Source organism: Streptomyces kanamyceticus (assembly GCF_008704495.1).
Taxonomy (GTDB): domain Bacteria; phylum Actinomycetota; class Actinomycetes; order Streptomycetales; family Streptomycetaceae; genus Streptomyces; species Streptomyces kanamyceticus.
This window is the reverse complement of record NZ_CP023699.1, coordinates 6723797-6739322: the sequence shown is the minus strand read 5'-3', so window position 1 is coordinate 6739322 and position 15526 is coordinate 6723797. Positions and strand designations below refer to the sequence as shown.

The 15526-nt window shown below is 72.2% G+C and carries 11 protein-coding genes and 1 tRNA gene; 3 read left to right on the top strand and 9 right to left on the bottom strand.

What is annotated here, in order from left to right:
• Positions 1–129: 129 nt before the first annotated feature.
• From CP970_RS29045 to leuS, 6 genes are all read right to left on the bottom strand, one after another.
• Positions 130–1320 (bottom strand): serine hydrolase domain-containing protein, encoded by a 1191-nt coding sequence (locus CP970_RS29045; protein ID WP_055544866.1) that lies wholly within the window; start codon positions 1318–1320, stop codon positions 130–132.
• A 226-nt stretch (positions 1321–1546) separates the two neighbouring features.
• A complete protein-coding gene (locus tag CP970_RS29040) occupies positions 1547–4195 on the bottom strand; it encodes a ComEC/Rec2 family competence protein (RefSeq protein ID WP_055544865.1) in 2649 nt (882 codons plus the stop codon).
• Positions 4192–5289: a ComEA family DNA-binding protein gene (locus tag CP970_RS29035; protein WP_107098848.1), complete on the bottom strand. Its 1098-nt coding sequence runs from the start codon at positions 5287–5289 to the stop codon at positions 4192–4194. The genes CP970_RS29040 and CP970_RS29035 overlap by 4 nt, the downstream gene beginning before the upstream one ends.
• 117 nt (positions 5290–5406) lie before the next feature.
• On the bottom strand, positions 5407–6252 hold the full coding sequence (locus CP970_RS29030; RefSeq protein ID WP_055544864.1) for a DegV family protein: 846 nt from the start codon (positions 6250–6252) through the stop codon (positions 5407–5409).
• A gap of 130 nt (positions 6253–6382) precedes the next feature.
• Positions 6383–7120: a hypothetical protein gene (locus CP970_RS29025; RefSeq protein ID WP_055544863.1), complete on the bottom strand. Its 738-nt coding sequence runs from the start codon at positions 7118–7120 to the stop codon at positions 6383–6385.
• A gap of 122 nt (positions 7121–7242) precedes the next feature.
• A complete protein-coding gene (gene leuS / locus CP970_RS29020; RefSeq protein WP_055544862.1) occupies positions 7243–10143 on the bottom strand; it encodes a leucine--tRNA ligase in 2901 nt (966 codons plus the stop codon).
• Positions 10144–10570: 427 nt separating this feature from the next.
• Between leuS and CP970_RS29015 the strand changes: the two genes are divergently transcribed.
• Together CP970_RS29015 and CP970_RS29010 are read left to right on the top strand one after the other, a co-directional pair.
• On the top strand, positions 10571–11548 hold the full coding sequence (locus CP970_RS29015; protein ID WP_150494116.1) for a hypothetical protein: 978 nt from the start codon (positions 10571–10573) through the stop codon (positions 11546–11548).
• Positions 11545–13119: an NADH-quinone oxidoreductase subunit NuoF family protein gene (locus CP970_RS29010; RefSeq protein ID WP_150494114.1), complete on the top strand. Its 1575-nt coding sequence runs from the start codon at positions 11545–11547 to the stop codon at positions 13117–13119. Before CP970_RS29015 ends, CP970_RS29010 begins: the two co-directional genes overlap by 4 nt.
• Here CP970_RS29010 and CP970_RS29005 read toward each other — a convergent pair.
• Together CP970_RS29005 and CP970_RS29000 are read right to left on the bottom strand one after the other, a co-directional pair.
• The gene (locus CP970_RS29005; protein WP_055550459.1) at positions 13116–13700 is read right to left on the bottom strand and encodes a TIGR03086 family metal-binding protein; all 585 of its coding nucleotides are present in this window, start codon (positions 13698–13700) and stop codon (positions 13116–13118) included. The genes CP970_RS29010 and CP970_RS29005 overlap by 4 nt on opposite strands.
• A 210-nt stretch (positions 13701–13910) precedes the next feature.
• Positions 13911–13983: transfer RNA gene (locus CP970_RS29000), tRNA-Ala, on the bottom strand.
• Between the two features lie 121 nt (positions 13984–14104).
• Here CP970_RS29000 and CP970_RS28995 point away from each other — a divergent pair.
• Positions 14105–15322, top strand: coding sequence for a glycosyltransferase 87 family protein (locus CP970_RS28995; protein ID WP_055550457.1), 1218 nt, complete (start codon positions 14105–14107; stop codon positions 15320–15322).
• Here the strand turns inward: CP970_RS28995 and CP970_RS28990 are convergent.
• Positions 15291–15524: a hypothetical protein gene (locus tag CP970_RS28990; protein ID WP_016643127.1), complete on the bottom strand. Its 234-nt coding sequence runs from the start codon at positions 15522–15524 to the stop codon at positions 15291–15293. The two genes, CP970_RS28995 and CP970_RS28990, sit on opposite strands and share 32 nt — an antisense overlap.
• Between the last annotated feature and the right edge of the window lie 2 nt (positions 15525–15526).

Genomic DNA, 15526 nt, shown 5'->3' with positions numbered 1-15526 from the left:
CAACACGGCCATACATCACAGGAATACTGTCGATGCGCTGGCAAGTGTCACGAGTAGCCCGAATTGATCGCTCAGCTTCGCGTTTCAGCAGGTCGCGGCGGGGTTCCCCGCGGTAGCAGCCATCGCTGCTCAGAGTCGAGGCAACGCACGCCCCTTCCCGGTGTCCGCGCCGGACGTCCCGCAGAACTCCGCGTCGACCACGCCGCCCAGCGCGCTCCAGTCACCGTTCACGTTGTAGGCGAGGGTGTGGCGCCCGTCGGGGGTGGACACGGCCTCCGTGCCGGAGCCGGGAGTTCCGCCACTGTGGCTCCACAGCTTCGCGTCGCAGCTCGTCCTGACCTTGTACAGGCCGAGTCCATAGCCGGAGTACAGGTCGTCGTCGGGCGTGGGCACCACCGTCTGCATGGCGGCGAGTTGCTTCGCGGGCATCAGCTTGCCGCGCAGCAGAGCGCTGAAGAACCGGTTGAGGTCGCCGGTCGTGGATATCCCTTCACCTGCCGCCCAGCCCCAGGACATGTTGTTCTCGGTGACGTCGTAGATCTTGGTCGCCGCGGGGTCCAGGCTCAGCTTGGAGTACGCACGGCTGCTCGGCTTCGGCAGGAACGGGTCGGTGCCCGGCAGGCTGGTGTTCCGCAGGCCGAGCGGTTCGATGACGCGCTCACGGACCTCGTCCCGATAACTGTGGCCACTGATCTTCTCGACGATCAACCCGGCGAGGATGTAGCCGGTGTTCGAGTACGAGTGCCTGGTGCCGGGCGCGAAGTCCGGCTTGTGCGCCAGCGCCACCCGCACCAACTCCCGCGGGCTGTGGGTGTCGTACCGGTGCACGGGGAATCCCGTCAGCAGGTTCCGCTCGAGGAACTCCGTGTCGTTGGTGTAGTTGAAGAGCCCGCTGGTGTGGTTCAGCAACTGCCGCACGGTGATCGCGCGGCCGTCGTTGCCGTTGCCCCGCACGACACCGGGCAGCCAGTGCTCCACCGTGTCGTCCAGGTCGAGCCGCCCCTCGGCCTCCATCTGCAGCAGCACGGTCGCCACGAACGTCTTGGTGATGCTGCCCATCCGGAACCGGTCGTCGGCCCCTCTCGGCGCGCCCGTCCGTAGGTTCCCGACCCCCGAAGTCCCCTTCCAGGCCGCGCCCTTCTCGACCACCGCGGCGGTGACACCGGGCGTGCCCGCGGCCACCATGGCGTCCATCGCACGCTGGGTCGCCGCGTGTCCCTTCCCCGACTCGGCGTGGGCGGGCGCCGTGAACGCGGTGACGGCCACCGCCGCCACGGCGAGTCCCACCACCCCGGTGCGCACTCGTCGACGTACTGCCATCCCGTACTCCTTCGTCTTCAGCCCAGTTGTCGTCAGCCCGTTGTTCGTCAGTCCAGTTGCCGTCAGCTGATTTGTTGTCGTCAGCGGAGTCGTCGTCAGCCCATCCGTTCTCACAGGAAGGGACCTCTCACCGGAGCAGCGCAGTTGACTCGCGCCCCAACGTTGGCCAAAGTCGCGCGGTTGGCCGAGAGTTCCGCTTCGCCACGGGTCCGCACCAGGGCAGGCCCTAGGGCGGCCGGGTGGCCACTTCGAGTCGCGGCGCCGTCCGCGACCCCGCGCCCACCACCGCGATGGCGCCCTGCGTGTCCGTACGCAGCACCTCCGCTCCCCCGCCCCGCAGCGCCTCGACCGTGCGCGGCGACGGGTGACCGTACGAGTTGTCCGCCCCGCACGAGATCAGCGCGAGCCTCGGCGCCGCTCTGCGCAGCAGCTCCGGATCCTGGTGGGCCGAGCCGTGATGAGCGACCTTGAGGACGTCCACGGAGCCGAGTGACGCGGCGGCCGGACTGCGCAACAGGGCTCGCTGGGCCGGTGGTTCGAGATCACCGAGGAGCAGCAGCGCCAGCCCTCCGGTCCGCACGAGCAGGGCGACACTGGCGTCGTTCGGCCCTTCGGGTCTCGGTGCCGGCAGTTCTGGTGACTGTGGCGGGGGCCAGAGCACTCGCCAGTCCAAGGCGCCCACGCGGCGCCGCTCACCCGCTGCCGCCCTGGTCACGGGGACGCCCTCGGCGGCCGCCCGCTCCCGCACGAACTCGGCCTGCTCCCACGGCTCCTCGAACCCCGTCGTCTGGATCACGCCCACCTCACGACCGCGCAGCACGCCGGGCAGCCCCGCCACATGGTCCGCGTGGAAATGCGTGAGGAGGACGAGAGGGATGCGCGTGATGCCGAGCGAGCGCAGACAGCGGTCGACCGCCACGGGGTCGGGCCCCGCGTCGACGACCACCGCGGCTCCGTCGCCCGTGGCGAGCACGGTGGCATCCCCCTGCCCCACGTCGCACATCACCATCCGCCATCCCGCGGGCGGCCAGCCCGCGATGACACGGGTCAGGGGCGGAGGCTGGACGATCACCAGGAGGAGCAGCAGCGCGCAGGCGGCGCACAGCCACGGGCGGCGCACGAGCCTCCGTCCCAGGAGGACGACGGCCACCGTGGCGAGCGCCAGCAGCAGTCCGCCGAGCCAGCCGCCCGGCCAACCGAACCCGCTCCCTGGCAACGCCGCACCGGTCCTGGCGATCTCCGCGATCCACCCTGTCGGCCAACTCGCGCACCACGAAAGGGCCTTGGCAACAGGCATTGCCACGGGCGCCGATGCCAGCGCGGCGAAGCCGAGCACGGTGGCGGGAGCGACGGCGAACTCCGCGAGGAGATTGCACGGCACGGCGACCAGACTCACCCGGGCCGCGAGGACGGCCACGACGGGCGCGCACACCGCCTGCGCAGCCGCCGCGGCGGCCAGTGCGTCGGCGAGCCTCGGCGGCACCCGGCGCCCGCGCAGCGCCGCACTCCACCGCGGCGCGAGGGTCAGCAGCGCGCCGGTGGCGAGCACGGAGAGCAGGAAGCCGTAGCTCCGCGACAGCCACGGGTCGTACAGGACCAACAGCAGCACGGCGGCAGCCAGCGCCGGGAGCAGGGAACGGCGCCGCCCGGTCGCCAAGGCCAGCAGGGCGATCAATCCGCACGCCGCGGCCCGCAACACACTCGGATCCGGCCTGCACACGATGACGAAGCCGAGGGTGAGGGCCCCGCCGCACAGCGCGGTGGTGCGCAGCGGGAGACCCAGCTTCGCCGCGAGGCCCCGGCGCTCGGACCGCTGGGCGAGCCCCGGCGGGCCGATGAGCAGGGCGAGCACGATCGTCAGGTTGGCGCCGCTGACGGCGAGCAGATGCGTGAGGTCGGTGTCCCGGAACGCCTGATCCAGCTCGGGCGTTACCCGCGAGGTGTCGCCGATCACCAGCCCCGGCAGGAGCGCCCTGGCATCGGGCGGCAGCCCGTCCGTGGCCTCGCGCAGCCCGGCCCGCAACTTCCCCGCCAGGCGCTGCGCTCCGCTCGGCGGCCCGGTCACGTGCGGTGGGCGCTCGCCGGACACCCTGAGCACCGCCGCCGCCTTGTCGCTCTCCGGCAGCGGCGGCGCGAGCCGGGCATGCACCCGCAACCGTGTCGAAGGCAGCAGCGCGAGCCAGTCGGCTTCTGGGCGCGCGCCACGCTCCGCCGCCGAATCGCCCTCGCCTGCCTCTTCGACGTCCGTCCCGGCGCCCGCCCCGGTGTCCGTTCCGGCGTCCGTCCGCACGACGACCAGTACCGGGGTGCGCGTCACGGTCTGAGTGCCGTCCGCCTCCGTGACACGGACCGCCTCCGCGTCCAGCACTACGGCGGGCGGCGCGGCGTGGGCCGCCGCCGTGCGGGGCCGGGTGCGGCGCGGGTCGGAGGTGACCTCGAGCTCCGCCTCGACCTCGGCGTACTCACTCGCCAGCGCGGGCAGGGGGCCGCGGTGCAGATCCGCCCCGTGCAGCGCGGCGGAACTCGCCGACGCCGCCGCGCAGAGCAGCACTCCGGCCACCGAGACCCGCTTCCATGAGCCCCTCCCCGACGGGACGCGTTCCCGCCCCGCCTTCCTTGCCACCAGCAGGCCACCGGCCACGACCACACAGGTCACCACGGTGGCGACCGCCCACCGGGGCGGAGCGTCCAGCATCAGTGCGGCCGCCGCCCACGCGGCGAGGGCGGGCGGCACCAGACGGAGGTCGACCGGCCCCTCCTGCCGGGGGTGCGAGGCGCCGAGGCGATGACCCGACGCGGCATGAACTGCCGCACGCGGTGGCGCGACGGTCCGTGCGCCCGGGGCCCCTCGCGGCCCACCGGAACCCGGCCTCATGGCCGCACGAGGTCCTGTAGGTCGGCGAACCGCCGGTCGCCGATTCCGTTGACCTCACGGAGCTCTTCGACCGAGCGGAACCCGCCGTGCTCGGTGCGGTAGTCGATGATGTGCTGGGCCAACACGGGCCCTACGCCGGGTAGTTCTTCGAGCTGCGCCGCGCTCGCCGTGTTCAGGCCGATCGGTCCGGCGCCCGCCGCGCCACCGACGCCCGCCGTTCCGACTCCCGCCGCGCCGGCGTCCGCTCCACCCGCGCCTGAAGCGGGCGCGGGGCCTCCCACCACCACCTGCTCGCCGTCCAGGAGGAACCGCGCGCGGTTGAGGCCGCCCAGGTCGGTGCCCGGCGCGGGCCCACCGGCGGCCCGCAGGGCGTCGGCCACCCGGGATCCGGCCGGCAGCCGGTGGATCCCCGGACTGCGGACCTCTCCGCTGACGTCCACGACGATCGCGCCGGTCCCGGCCGCTCCGGTCGCCCCGGCTGATCCATCGCGGCCTCCGCCCCCGCCCCCACCGCCCGACGTTCGCCCCACCTCGACCGGCGGCCCCGGCGAGGGAGCAGGTTCCGCCTCGCGATCGGAGGCCGCGCCCGCCTCGTGCACCACGTCGGGCGGGCGCACTGGCTGGGTACGCCCCGTCCAGAAGTGCTGGGCCGCGAAGAGTCCGGCGACGGCGAGGACCACGACGAGCGCGATCACGCCGCGCCGCTCCAGGCCGCACCGCGACTGCAACCACACCGGCAGCCGCTCCCGCACGGCAAGGCCCCACCGCTCACGCCGCGAGGGCGCCACGTCCACCCGCACGCCCGAGCCGGTGGCAGCCTCCTCGTCCACCACCCGCTCCCGCGCCTTCTCCGAGGCCCGGGGCAGCAGCGCCTCGTCGGCGCCCGCGACGTCCAACGGCGGTGAAGCAGGTGGTGGTTGACCGTCAAGGTCGACGAAGAGTCGCTGCGCGCGCAGCCGCACCGCCTCCGTCGCAGCGCGCCTGCGCCGGGCACGCCCGCGGGCATGACGGCTGCTCGCCCGCCCGTCGGACGCGGGGCCGCGCCCAGGTCCACTCGTCGCGGAAGGTGCTCGGGAAAGTGATCGAAGTGCCATGCCGACGACGTTAGGCACAGTCGCCGAATCTTGTTGATCTTGGTCAATTCCCGTGGATTACTCGGCAGTTGTGCATATCCCCGTCACCCACACGAGCGACCGGGTGACCGGGTGACCTCACCGAGGCGAGACCACAGCCCCCAGCAACCCCGGCCCCGTGTGCGCCCCGATCACCGCGCCCACCTCGCTCACGTGCAGCTCGGCAAGGCCGGGTACCCGCTCCCCCAGCCGGTCGGCGAGGACCGAGGCCCGCTCCGGGGCCGCCAGATGGTGCACCGCGATGTCGACCCGGCCCGATCCGGCCTTCTCGACCACGATCTCCTCGAGCCGCGCGATCGCCTTCGAGGCCGTCCGGACCTTCTCCAGCATGTCGATGCGGCCGCCGTCCAGCTTCAGCAGGGGCTTCACCGCGAGCGCGGAGCCAAGGAGCGCCTGCGCCGCGCCGATGCGGCCGCCCCGGCGCAGATAGTCGAGCGTGTCGACGTAGAAGTACGCGGCCGTGTTCGCGGCCCGCTTCTCCGCGGCCGCCACCGCCTCCTCCGCCGAGTCGCCCGCCTCCGCGGCCTCCGCCGCCGACAGCGCGCAGAAGCCGAGGGCCATCGCGATCATGCCGGTGTCCACCACCCGTACGGGCACCGGTGCGTCCTTCGCCGCGAGTACCGCCGCGTCGTACGTGCCGGAGAGCTCGGCGGAAAGGTGCAGGGACACGATGGACGTCGCACCCGCCTCCGCGACCTTCCGGTAGGTCTCGGCGAAGACCTCGGGGCTGGGCCGTGACGTGGTCACCGACTTGCGCTTCTGCAGCGCGAGAGCGAGGGAACGGGCCGAGATCTCGGTCCCTTCCTCGAGCGCCTCGTCACCCAGGACCACGGTCAGGGGCACCACGGTGATGCCGTGCCGCTCCGTCGCCCGCTGCGGCAGGTAGGCCGTTGAATCCGTGACGATCGCGACATGGCGGGACATGAGCTGGAGATTACCCGCCTGGGTCGACCGGTGGCAGCCCGGCCCCTGCCCGCCAGGATCCCGGAACTCCCCGCCCGGATCCCCGGGCTTCTCGCCAGGGCCCCAACTCACCACCCACGTCACAGGAGGCTCAAGTGGTGCTCTCCGGCCTCGTCTCCTTCTGCCACGAATACGTGGGGCGAGGGGTCGGCGGGGTGATGGCGGGCCGCGTCGGCTCCTGGGACGTCCGCTCGGGCTCGGACGGCTCGGGCCAGGTCTGCTCGGCGGTCTTGCCGGGCTCCGCCGTGGGCTCGGGCCAGGAGGCCGGGGTCCGCTCGGGCGCCGGCTCCGTCGTCCAGTGCCGCAGCGCGCCCGCCTCCATGTCGATCTGGGTGCTCAGCGAGTCCACGTCGTCCTCGGCGAACCGGCGGGCCCGGTCACGGGCCGCCCAGCGCAGCGAGTCGGCGGCCTTCGTGATCTGTTCCGTGCGCTCCCGCAGGCCGGGGAGGCGCTGGGCCAGGGCCGCCTTGTCCGGGTCGCGCTCCAGGCGCCGGAGCTCGTCGTCCAGTTCGTGTCCGTGCGCGCTGAGCCGCTCGAAGAGTCCCAGGGACTCCTGCAGCGAGGCGTCGTCGACCGCGCCCGCGCGCAGCACGTCCTGGGTGGCGCGCATCGACGTACGCAACGAGAGCCGCAGCTGGGCCAGTTCGCTCGCGGCGCCCGGTGTGAAGGTCTTCGCCCGGAGGGTGGTGTCCTCCACCGTGCGGCGAGCTTCCGAGATCGTGCGGTCCACCCCGCGCTTGACGGCCTTGACGGCCTTGACCGTCATGTACACCCCCAAGACGAGGAAGAGCACGACGAGCAGCGCCACGACAGCGACCACGGCTTCCATGACGCCCCTCTCCGATACAGCTACCGTCCTCCCACCGTAAACGGAGAAGGCAGGCCGGAGGTTCCAACGGAACCCCCAACCTGCCCGTAGGGGAAGACCCCGATGCCGCTACGCGGGGACGATCAAGCCGGAACGATGTTCACCAGCTTCGGCGCCCGCACGATCACCTTGCGGATCCCGGCGCCGTCCAGCGCGGCCACGACCTTCTCGTCGGCCAGGGCCACCTTCTCCAGCTCCTCGTCGGAGATCGAGGGGGAGACCTCCAGGCGCGCCTTGACCTTGCCCTTGATCTGCACGACGCAGGTCACGGACTCGTCCACGACGTACGCCGGGTCGGCGACGGGGAAGTCCTGGTGGACGACCGAATCGGTGTGGCCCAGCTTGCGCCACAGCTCCTCGGCGACGTGCGGGGCCAGCGGCGCGATCAGCAGCACCAGGCGCTCGGCGACGGACTTGGGCACCGTGCCGCCCACCTTGGTCAGGTGGTTGTTCAGCTCGGTGATCTTGGCGATGGCGGTGTTGAACCGCATGCCGTCCAGGTCCTGGCGCACGCCGTCGATCGACTTGTGCAGAGCGCGCAGCGTGCTCTCGTCGATGTCGGCCTCGGCGACGTCCGCGACCGTGACCTCACCGGTGGACTCGTCGACGATCAGCCGCCACATGCGCTGCAGCAGGCGGTACTGGCCGACGACCGCGCGGGTGTCCCAGGGGCGGGAGACGTCCAGCGGGCCCATCGCCATCTCGTACAGGCGCAGGGTGTCGGCGCCGTACTCGTCGCAGATCTCGTCCGGGGTGACGGCGTTCTTCAGGGACTTGCCCATCTTGCCCAGCTCGCGCTTGACCGGCTCGCCCTCGAAGAAGAACGTGCCGTCGCGCTCCTCGACCTCGGCGGCGGGCACCGGGAAGCCGCGGGCGTCCCGGTAGACGTACGCCTGGATCATGCCCTGGTTGTACAGCTTGTGGAACGGCTCGGCCGACGAGATGTGGCCCAGGTCGAACAGGATCTTCGACCAGAAGCGCGCGTACAGCAGGTGCAGGACCGCGTGCTCGGCGCCGCCCACGTACAGGTCGACGCCGCCGGTCGGCTGGCCCTCGCGCGGGCCCATCCAGTACTGCTCGATGGCCGGGTCGACCAGCTTCTGGTCGTTGTGCGGGTCCAGGTAGCGCAGCTCGTACCAGCAGGAACCGGCCCAGTTGGGCATGGTGTTGGTCTCACGGCGGTACTTCTTGGGCCCGTCGCCCAGGTCCAGCGTGACGTTGACCCAGTCCTCGTTGCGGGACAGCGGCGTCTCCGGAGAGGTGTCCGCGTCGTCCGGTTCGAAGGTGCGCGGGGAGTAGTCGTCGACCTCCGGCAGCTCCAGGGGCAGCATCGACTCGGGCAGCGAGTGGGCGACGCCGTCCTCGTCGTAGACGATCGGGAAGGGCTCGCCCCAGTAGCGCTGGCGGCTGAACAGCCAGTCCCGCAGGCGGAAGTTGACGGTGCCCTCGCCGATGCCGCGGGTGGCCAGCCAGCCGGTGATGCGCGCCTTGGCGTCGACGACGCCCAGGCCGTCCAGGGACACCTCCTCGTTCGAGGAGTTGATCAGCTTCGCCTCGTACGAGGAGAAAGCGTCGTCCCATGCCGACGTGTCGGTGCCACGGTCGTCCGACGGCTCGACCACGCAGTGCATCGGCAGGTGGAAGGCGCGCGCGAAGGCGAAGTCGCGGCTGTCGTGTGCCGGGACGGCCATGATCGCGCCGGTGCCGTAACCCATCAGTACGTAGTCGGCGATGAAGACGGGGACCTGCTCGCCGCTGACCGGGTTGGTGGCGTAGACGCCGGTGAAGACGCCGGTCTTCTCCTTGGCGTCGGCCTGACGCTCGACGTCGGACTTGGCGGCGGCGAAGGCGCGGTACTTGGCGACGGCCTCGGCCGGGGTGGCGTGCCCGCCGGTCCACGTCTCGTGGGTGCCCTCGGGCCAGGCGGCGGGGACGACCTTGTCGACCAGCTCGTGCTCGGGCGCCAGGACCATGTAGGTGGCGCCGAACAGGGTGTCCTGGCGGGTGGTGAAGACGGTGATGGCATCGCCTTCGGATCCGACGGGGAAGGCGACGCGGGCGCCTTCGGAGCGGCCGATCCAGTTGCGCTGCTGCAGCTTGATGGCCTCGGGCCAGTCCAGTGCGTCCAGGTCGTCCAGCAGGCGGTCCGCGTAGGCGGTGATGCGCATGTTCCACTGGCGCAGCTTGGCCTTGAAGACGGGGAAGTTGCCGCGCTCGGAGCGTCCGTCGGCGGTGACCTCCTCGTTGGCCAGCACGGTGCCCAGGCCGGGGCACCAGTTGACCGGCGCGTCGGAGGCGTAGGCCAGGCGGTACTGGCTCAGCACCTCGGCGCGCTCGTCGGCGGCCAGCTCGCTCCACGCGCGCGTGGTGCCCGGTACGGCGCGCTCACCGCTGGCGAACTGCGCGACCAGGTCGGCGATCGGGCGGGCCTTCCCGGCGTCGGCGTCGTACCAGGAGTTGAAGATCTGGACGAAGATCCACTGGGTCCACTTGTAGTAGTCCGGGTCGATCGTCGCGAACGAGCGGCGCTTGTCGTGACCCAGGCCCAGGGCGCGCAGCTGCGCCTTCATGTTCTCCATGTTGGCCTCGGTGGAGACCCGCGGGTGGGTGCCCGTCTGCACGGCGTACTGCTCGGCGGGCAGGCCGAAGGCGTCGAAGCCCAGGGTGTGCAGGACGTTGTGGCCGGTCATCCGCTGGAAGCGCGCGAAGACGTCGGTGGCGATGTAGCCCAGGGGGTGGCCGACGTGCAGGCCCGCTCCGGAGGGGTACGGGAACATGTCCATGATGAACTTCTTGGGCTTGGCGACCAGGGCCGCTTCCGCCTCGCCCCGCGCGGCCATGTCGCCGTTCGGGTTCGGCGCCTCGTAGGTGCCGTCGGCGTCCCAGAAGTCCTGCCAGCGTGCCTCGATGTCAGCGGCCAGAGCGGCCGTGTAGCGGTGCGGCGCGGCCACCTCGGAGGCGGCAGCAGAATTCGTCTCGCTCATGATCCTCAAAGCTCCATCGATCGTCTCTGCCTGCGGAATTGACCGGCACCACGGCGGCCCAGGTCAAATAAAAATGCCCCTCGCACAGGAGGGGACGCCGCGCCGATTCCGACCGCGATTCACCGGCGGTCGGGACTGATCAGCGCGGCCCGCTAAGCAGAAGGCGTACGGCACGCATGGCGTCAGGGTACCGCAGCCCTCGTGCGCCCCGCGACGGGCTTTCACGCCGGGCCCGCCACCACCGCCCGACCACTCCCGCATCACCAGGGGCCGCAACCCTGGCCAAGGATTACTCCGCGTACCGCCCTCTATCGGGGCAACACAAAGATCGTGTCGCGCTTTGATAACAACGCAATAACTCAAACCCCGTACCCGTCGGTATGGAGCGATTTAGCATGCGGCGATCGAACCAATTCGGAGCCGCCCCATGAACCCTCTGAACCCGCACCGTCCGCTCCCCCGTTCGCGCCGCCCCGCCTTCCTCGATCCGAGCAGGAACACCCGGAGATCCTTAGGGGCCGCGGCACTGCTCCTGATACCGCTCCTCGTCTTCGCGAGCGGGGACGGCTTCCGTTCGGCGCTCGACTTCACCACCGGCGTCCTGTGCCTGGTCTCCCTCACCGCGGCCGTGGTCTGGGGCCTGGTCGCCACGGACGGCCTCTTCCTGCGCTCGCGCCAGCGGCTGCTCGCCCAGGCCGTGCACCGGGCCACCTCGGTCGCCGCCGTCGGCTTCCTGCTCCTGCACGGCACCGTCAAGGTCGCGCTCGACCACGTGTCGCTCCTGGGCGCCCTGGTGCCCTTCGGGCTCGGCGTGACCGGCAGCGCGGGACTCGTCGGACTCGGCTCGCTCGCGGGCCTCCTGATGGTGCTCACGAGCGTCACCGGGGCCCTGCGCAGCGCCTTCGCCTCGCCCGCGAGGGTCGCCTCGCGCTGGCGGGCGCTGCACATGCTGGCCTATCCCGCCTGGTGCGCGGCGCTGCTGCACGGCCTGTACGCGGGCCGCCCGCCGAAGCCCTGGGTGATCGCCCTGTACTGCGCGTGCCTGGTCGCGGTCGCCGGAGCGGTCGCGCTGCGCTCGGCGCCGCCCTCGGTCAAGCGGCGGGTCGCCGCCAGAATCCTGGCCCTGCTCGAACCGGCGGGCTCGCCCCCGCACCGGTCCGAGCCGCCGGTGCGGGACCCCGCCTCCGCGCCCGACCCGGCCGTCGGCATCTCGGCGGCCTACCGCGTGCTGGCCACCGCCGATCCCCCGCCCCGTACCGAGCACGTGGGGCGCTGGCCCGCGCCCTCCCCGCCGCCACCCGCCGAATCGCCCCACGTGGCCCCCCAGCCCACGTACGACACCGCCCCGCAGCCCGTCTACGACCCCACGTACGACAGCGGCCCCGCCACCGGAGGCCACCAGTGAACGCGCCACTGCCCGACGTCCCCGAAGTCCGCGTCGTCGGCCTGCCCCTGCTCACCTCCGGCTTCGACCTGGTCGAACGCCTCGATCTCGGCATGCACCTGAAGGTGCACGGCCCCCTGGAGCCGATGGCGGGCGAGCCGCTCGCCGCCCTCGCCGAGCAGATCGCGCTGCGCGGCAGGGGCGGCGCGGGCTTCCCCTTCGCGCGCAAGCTGCGGTCCGTCGCGGACGCGGCGATCCGGCGTGGCGTACGCCCCGTGGTCGTCGTCAACGGCAGCGAGGACGAGCCCGCGTGCCGCAAGGACACCGTCCTGATCAACCGGGCCCCGCACCTCATCCTGGACGGCGCCCTGCTCGCCGCCGAGGCCCTCGGCGCGCGCACCCTCGTCATCGGCGTGACCCGCGACTCCACCGAGGCGTCGATGGCCGCCGCCCTCGCCGAGCGCGGCCTCGGCAACCGGCGCGGATCGCGCCTGCGCGCGCGTGTGCAGCGCAACCCGGTCCGCATGGTCACCGGGGAGTCCTCCGCCCTGGTGCGCTCGGCGGACGGCGGCCCACCGCTGCCGCCGGGGCGCAAGGTCCGCACCGCCGACTCCGGAGTGGGCGGCGCGCCCACGCTCCTGTCCAACGCCGAGACCTTCGCGCAGCTCGCGGTCGCCGCACGGGCCGGTGCCGAGCGCTACTGCCGCACCGGGCTGCGCGACGAACCGGGCACGGTCCTGTTGACCCTCTCCGGAGCGGTCGCCAGGCCGATGGTCCTCGAAGTGCCCACCGGGGTGCCGCTGGCGTACGTCCTCCAGCTCGCCGGTGCCCCCGCGCTCCTCCAGGGCGTGCTGACCGGCGGCTATCACGGCAGGTGGCTCGACGCCGTCACCGCGCACGACGCGGTGGTCTCGCGCGCCTCCCTGGACGCCTGCGGGGGCGCGCTCGGCGCGGGCGCGATCCTGCCGATCGGCGAGGACACCTGCCCGCTCGGGGAGTCGCTGCGGGTGGCGCGATGGCTGGCCGCCGAGAGTTCCGGGCAGTGCGGCCCCTGCTATCGCGGACTGCCCGCCGCCGCCCGCGGCCTCGCGGACGTACTGCAGGGCGGTGGCCCGACCGCGCTGGAGGCGCTGCGCGAGGTGACCCGGGCGGTCAAGCGGCGCGGGGCGTGCAAGCACCCCGACGGCTCGGCCGCCTTCCTGGAGTCGGCGATCTCCGCGTTCACGGACGATCTCGCGGCGCACGTCCTTGGCGGCGGCTGCGGGCGTCCCGTCGAAGGCTTCCTGCCCCTCCAGGAGGAGATTCCCCAGGGGGAGGCGCCCACCGGCCGCAGGCTGGCCGTCGACTGGACGCTCTGCCAGGGGCACGGGCTGTGCGCGGACATCGTCCCGGAGCTCATCCAGTTGGGCCCCGACGGCTTCCCCTCGGTGGCGGAGGCCTCCGTACCGCGCTACTCCGAAGCGCACGCTTTTCGCGCGGTACGCCGCTGCCCCGCGCTCGCCCTGCGTATCGAGGAGGACCCCGCGACCGCTCCCGCAGCCCGCCCACCGGCACCGGCCGCGCTCCCGCGCGGACGCGGCCTGGGCGACTAGGGTCGGCGCCCCGCGTAGGCGGCCAGCCGGGTGTAGACGTCGGCGTCGTCGGGCACCGGTACGACCGGGCCGAACGGGCCCTCCTCGCCGCGGGCCTCCGGCGGCGCGAACTTCGCGAAGGCGTCGAGTGCCCGCGAGCCGAGGTCGGGGTCGAGCCCGGCGAGCCGCCGGGTGGCATGGGCGAGGTCCCAGGAATGCACCGTGAACTCGTGGGTGTAGGCATCCAGAGCGGTCCGGCCAGGCAGCGTGGCCCACGGCAGCTCGACCATGCGGTCCAGCTTCTCGTCATCGGCCCACACCCGCTCGACCTCGGCACGGGCCTGGGCGAACGCACTTGCCCAGCCGTCGTCGGCGATGCCGTCGATCACGTCGGGGACGTCGCGCGCATCGTCTCCGTTGCCGACGCGGACGAGCTTGTGCAGTACGGAGACCACGTGCCCGAGCAGCTCGCGGACGTCGTAGTCGGCACAGGGAGTGCGGTTGCCTAACTCGGCGGGGCTCACCGCCGCGACCTGCTTCTCGGCTTGGTCAAGTGCCCTGGCGAAGATCGGACGCGGATCTTGGGTCAGTTCAGTTGTCATGCGGCGGAGGCTACAAGGACGCACTGACAACGCCCCCGCTCGACCACGCAGCCACCCGTGGCCGCTCTCGCACGACAACTTGCCGGTGTCCGCCGCGAGTTGACGGCAGCCCTCGAAAGACCTCCGGAAACGACAAGATCCCGCCCGGTCGAATCGACCGGACGGGATCTCGGGAAGTCACCTTGAGCGAACTCAAGAACTTCTCTTCTGTGGAGCTAAGGAGAATTGAACTCCTGACCTCCTGCATGCCATGCAGGCGCTCTACCAACTGAGCTATAGCCCCTTGCTTGTCCGCCCGGTTCCCCCGGCGGCTTCGCCAACATTACACGGTCTCCCCCGTGCTCCACCAAATCGATTCCGTTCTGGCCCGATACGCCCGGTACCGACCGGTACTGTCGCCTTTCGTGACCGTGCTCGCGCTCGCCGCCGTCCACCGCCGTGTACCGCCTGCCGCCGGGGCCTGCCTGCTCTCCTTCACGGCCTTCTGGCTCGCGCAGCGCGCCGCCGACGTCTCGATGATCGACCTGCTGGTCTACCGGGCCGAGGGCGCGACCGTGCGTGCGGGCGGCGACCTCTACGCGCTGCGCACCACCGAGGCCGGCCTGCCCACGACCTACCCGCCGTTCGCCGCCCTCCTGTTCACCCCGCTGACGCTCCTGGACACGGCGGACATGCGCACCCTGGCGACCCTGGGGAACCTGCTCCTGCTGGTCGCGCTGGTGCGCCTCTCCTTGCGCCTCACCGGGCTGCCCGCGCACGCGCGGAGCGTCCTGTGGGTCTCCGCGGCCGCGGTCTGGTGCGAGCCGGTGTGGACGACCCTGCGGTACGGACAGATCAACCTGCTGCTCGCCGTCCTGGTCCTGTGGGACCTGACCCGGCGTCCCGGCCGACCGGGACACCGCTGGGCGGGGGTGGGGATCGGGGTCGCGGCGGCGGTCAAGCTCACGCCCGCGCTCTTCGTGGTGTTCCTGCTCCTGGTCGGCGGCGCCGAGGCGCTGCGGCGCGGTGCGTGGCGGCCTCCCGTGCGCCACGCGTGCGTGGCGGTCGCCGCGTTCGGCTGCGCGACGCTGCTCGCGGCCGCCGCCCTGCCGTACGACTCACTCCGGTTCTGGACCCGGATGGTCTTCGAGGCGGGCCGGGTCGGTCTCGCCGAGGACACGGCGAACCAGTCGCTGCGCGGCGTCCTCGCCCGGCTCCTGCACACCGGCGATCCGGGCCTGTGGTGGGTCGCGGTGGCCGTCCTGGTGGCCGCGGCGGGCCTCGGGGCCGCGGTGGCCGCCGCGCTGCGCGGGGAACGGGCCTGGGCGGCCCTGTCCTGCGCGGCGACGGCGCTCCTCGTCAGTCCGGTGTCGTGGTCGCACCACTGGGTGTGGTGCGTGCCGATGCTGCTGCTGCTCGGGGCGGAGGCGGCGCGCCGGGGCGGCCGGGTCCGGTGGGCGGTCGCCGGGGCCGCGTCCCTGGCCTTCTGCTCGTACGCCCTCTGGTGGGTGCCGCACGGCGAAGGTCGGCTGGAACTCGCCCAGAATTATGGCCAGATGACGCTGTCGGCCCTCTACGTAGTGACCGCCTGCGCGTTCCTGCTGATCGCGCTCACGCGGTCGCGAACGAGTAGAACCTCTTGAGCGTGCAGTGCTCGTCGAGCAGCCGACCGTAGATCGGCTCCCCTTCGAGTTCGCGGTAGGTCTCGATGGGGTCGCCCTTTATGATCAGCGCCCGTGCGCATTCCTCGCACCAGTACTGGTAGTCCGGGTTGACCGGTTCCATGTCGCGGACGATCGGCGTACCACTGCCGCACCAGTCGCACTTTCGCCTGTGTGCACCCATCG

What these genes read in the sequence shown, in the direction of transcription:
- CP970_RS29025 (WP_055544863.1), bottom strand. Translation starts at nt 7,120, where the DNA reads ATGGAAGCCGTGGTCGCTGTCGTGGCGCTGCTCGTCGTGCTCTTCCTC.
- CP970_RS29035 (WP_107098848.1), bottom strand. Translation starts at nt 5,289, where the DNA reads ATGGCACTTCGATCACTTTCCCGAGCACCTTCCGCGACGAGTGGACCT.
- CP970_RS29005 (WP_055550459.1), bottom strand. Translation starts at nt 13,700, where the DNA reads ATGACAACTGAACTGACCCAAGATCCGCGTCCGATCTTCGCCAGGGCA.
- CP970_RS29045 (WP_055544866.1), bottom strand. Translation starts at nt 1,320, where the DNA reads ATGGCAGTACGTCGACGAGTGCGCACCGGGGTGGTGGGACTCGCCGTG.
- CP970_RS29030 (WP_055544864.1), bottom strand. Translation starts at nt 6,252, where the DNA reads ATGTCCCGCCATGTCGCGATCGTCACGGATTCAACGGCCTACCTGCCG.
- leuS (WP_055544862.1), bottom strand. Translation starts at nt 10,143, where the DNA reads ATGAGCGAGACGAATTCTGCTGCCGCCTCCGAGGTGGCCGCGCCGCAC.
- CP970_RS29040 (WP_055544865.1), bottom strand. Translation starts at nt 4,195, where the DNA reads ATGAGGCCGGGTTCCGGTGGGCCGCGAGGGGCCCCGGGCGCACGGACC.
- CP970_RS28990 (WP_016643127.1), bottom strand. Translation starts at nt 15,524, where the DNA reads ATGGGTGCACACAGGCGAAAGTGCGACTGGTGCGGCAGTGGTACGCCG.
- CP970_RS29015 (WP_150494116.1), top strand. Translation starts at nt 10,571, where the DNA reads ATGAACCCTCTGAACCCGCACCGTCCGCTCCCCCGTTCGCGCCGCCCC.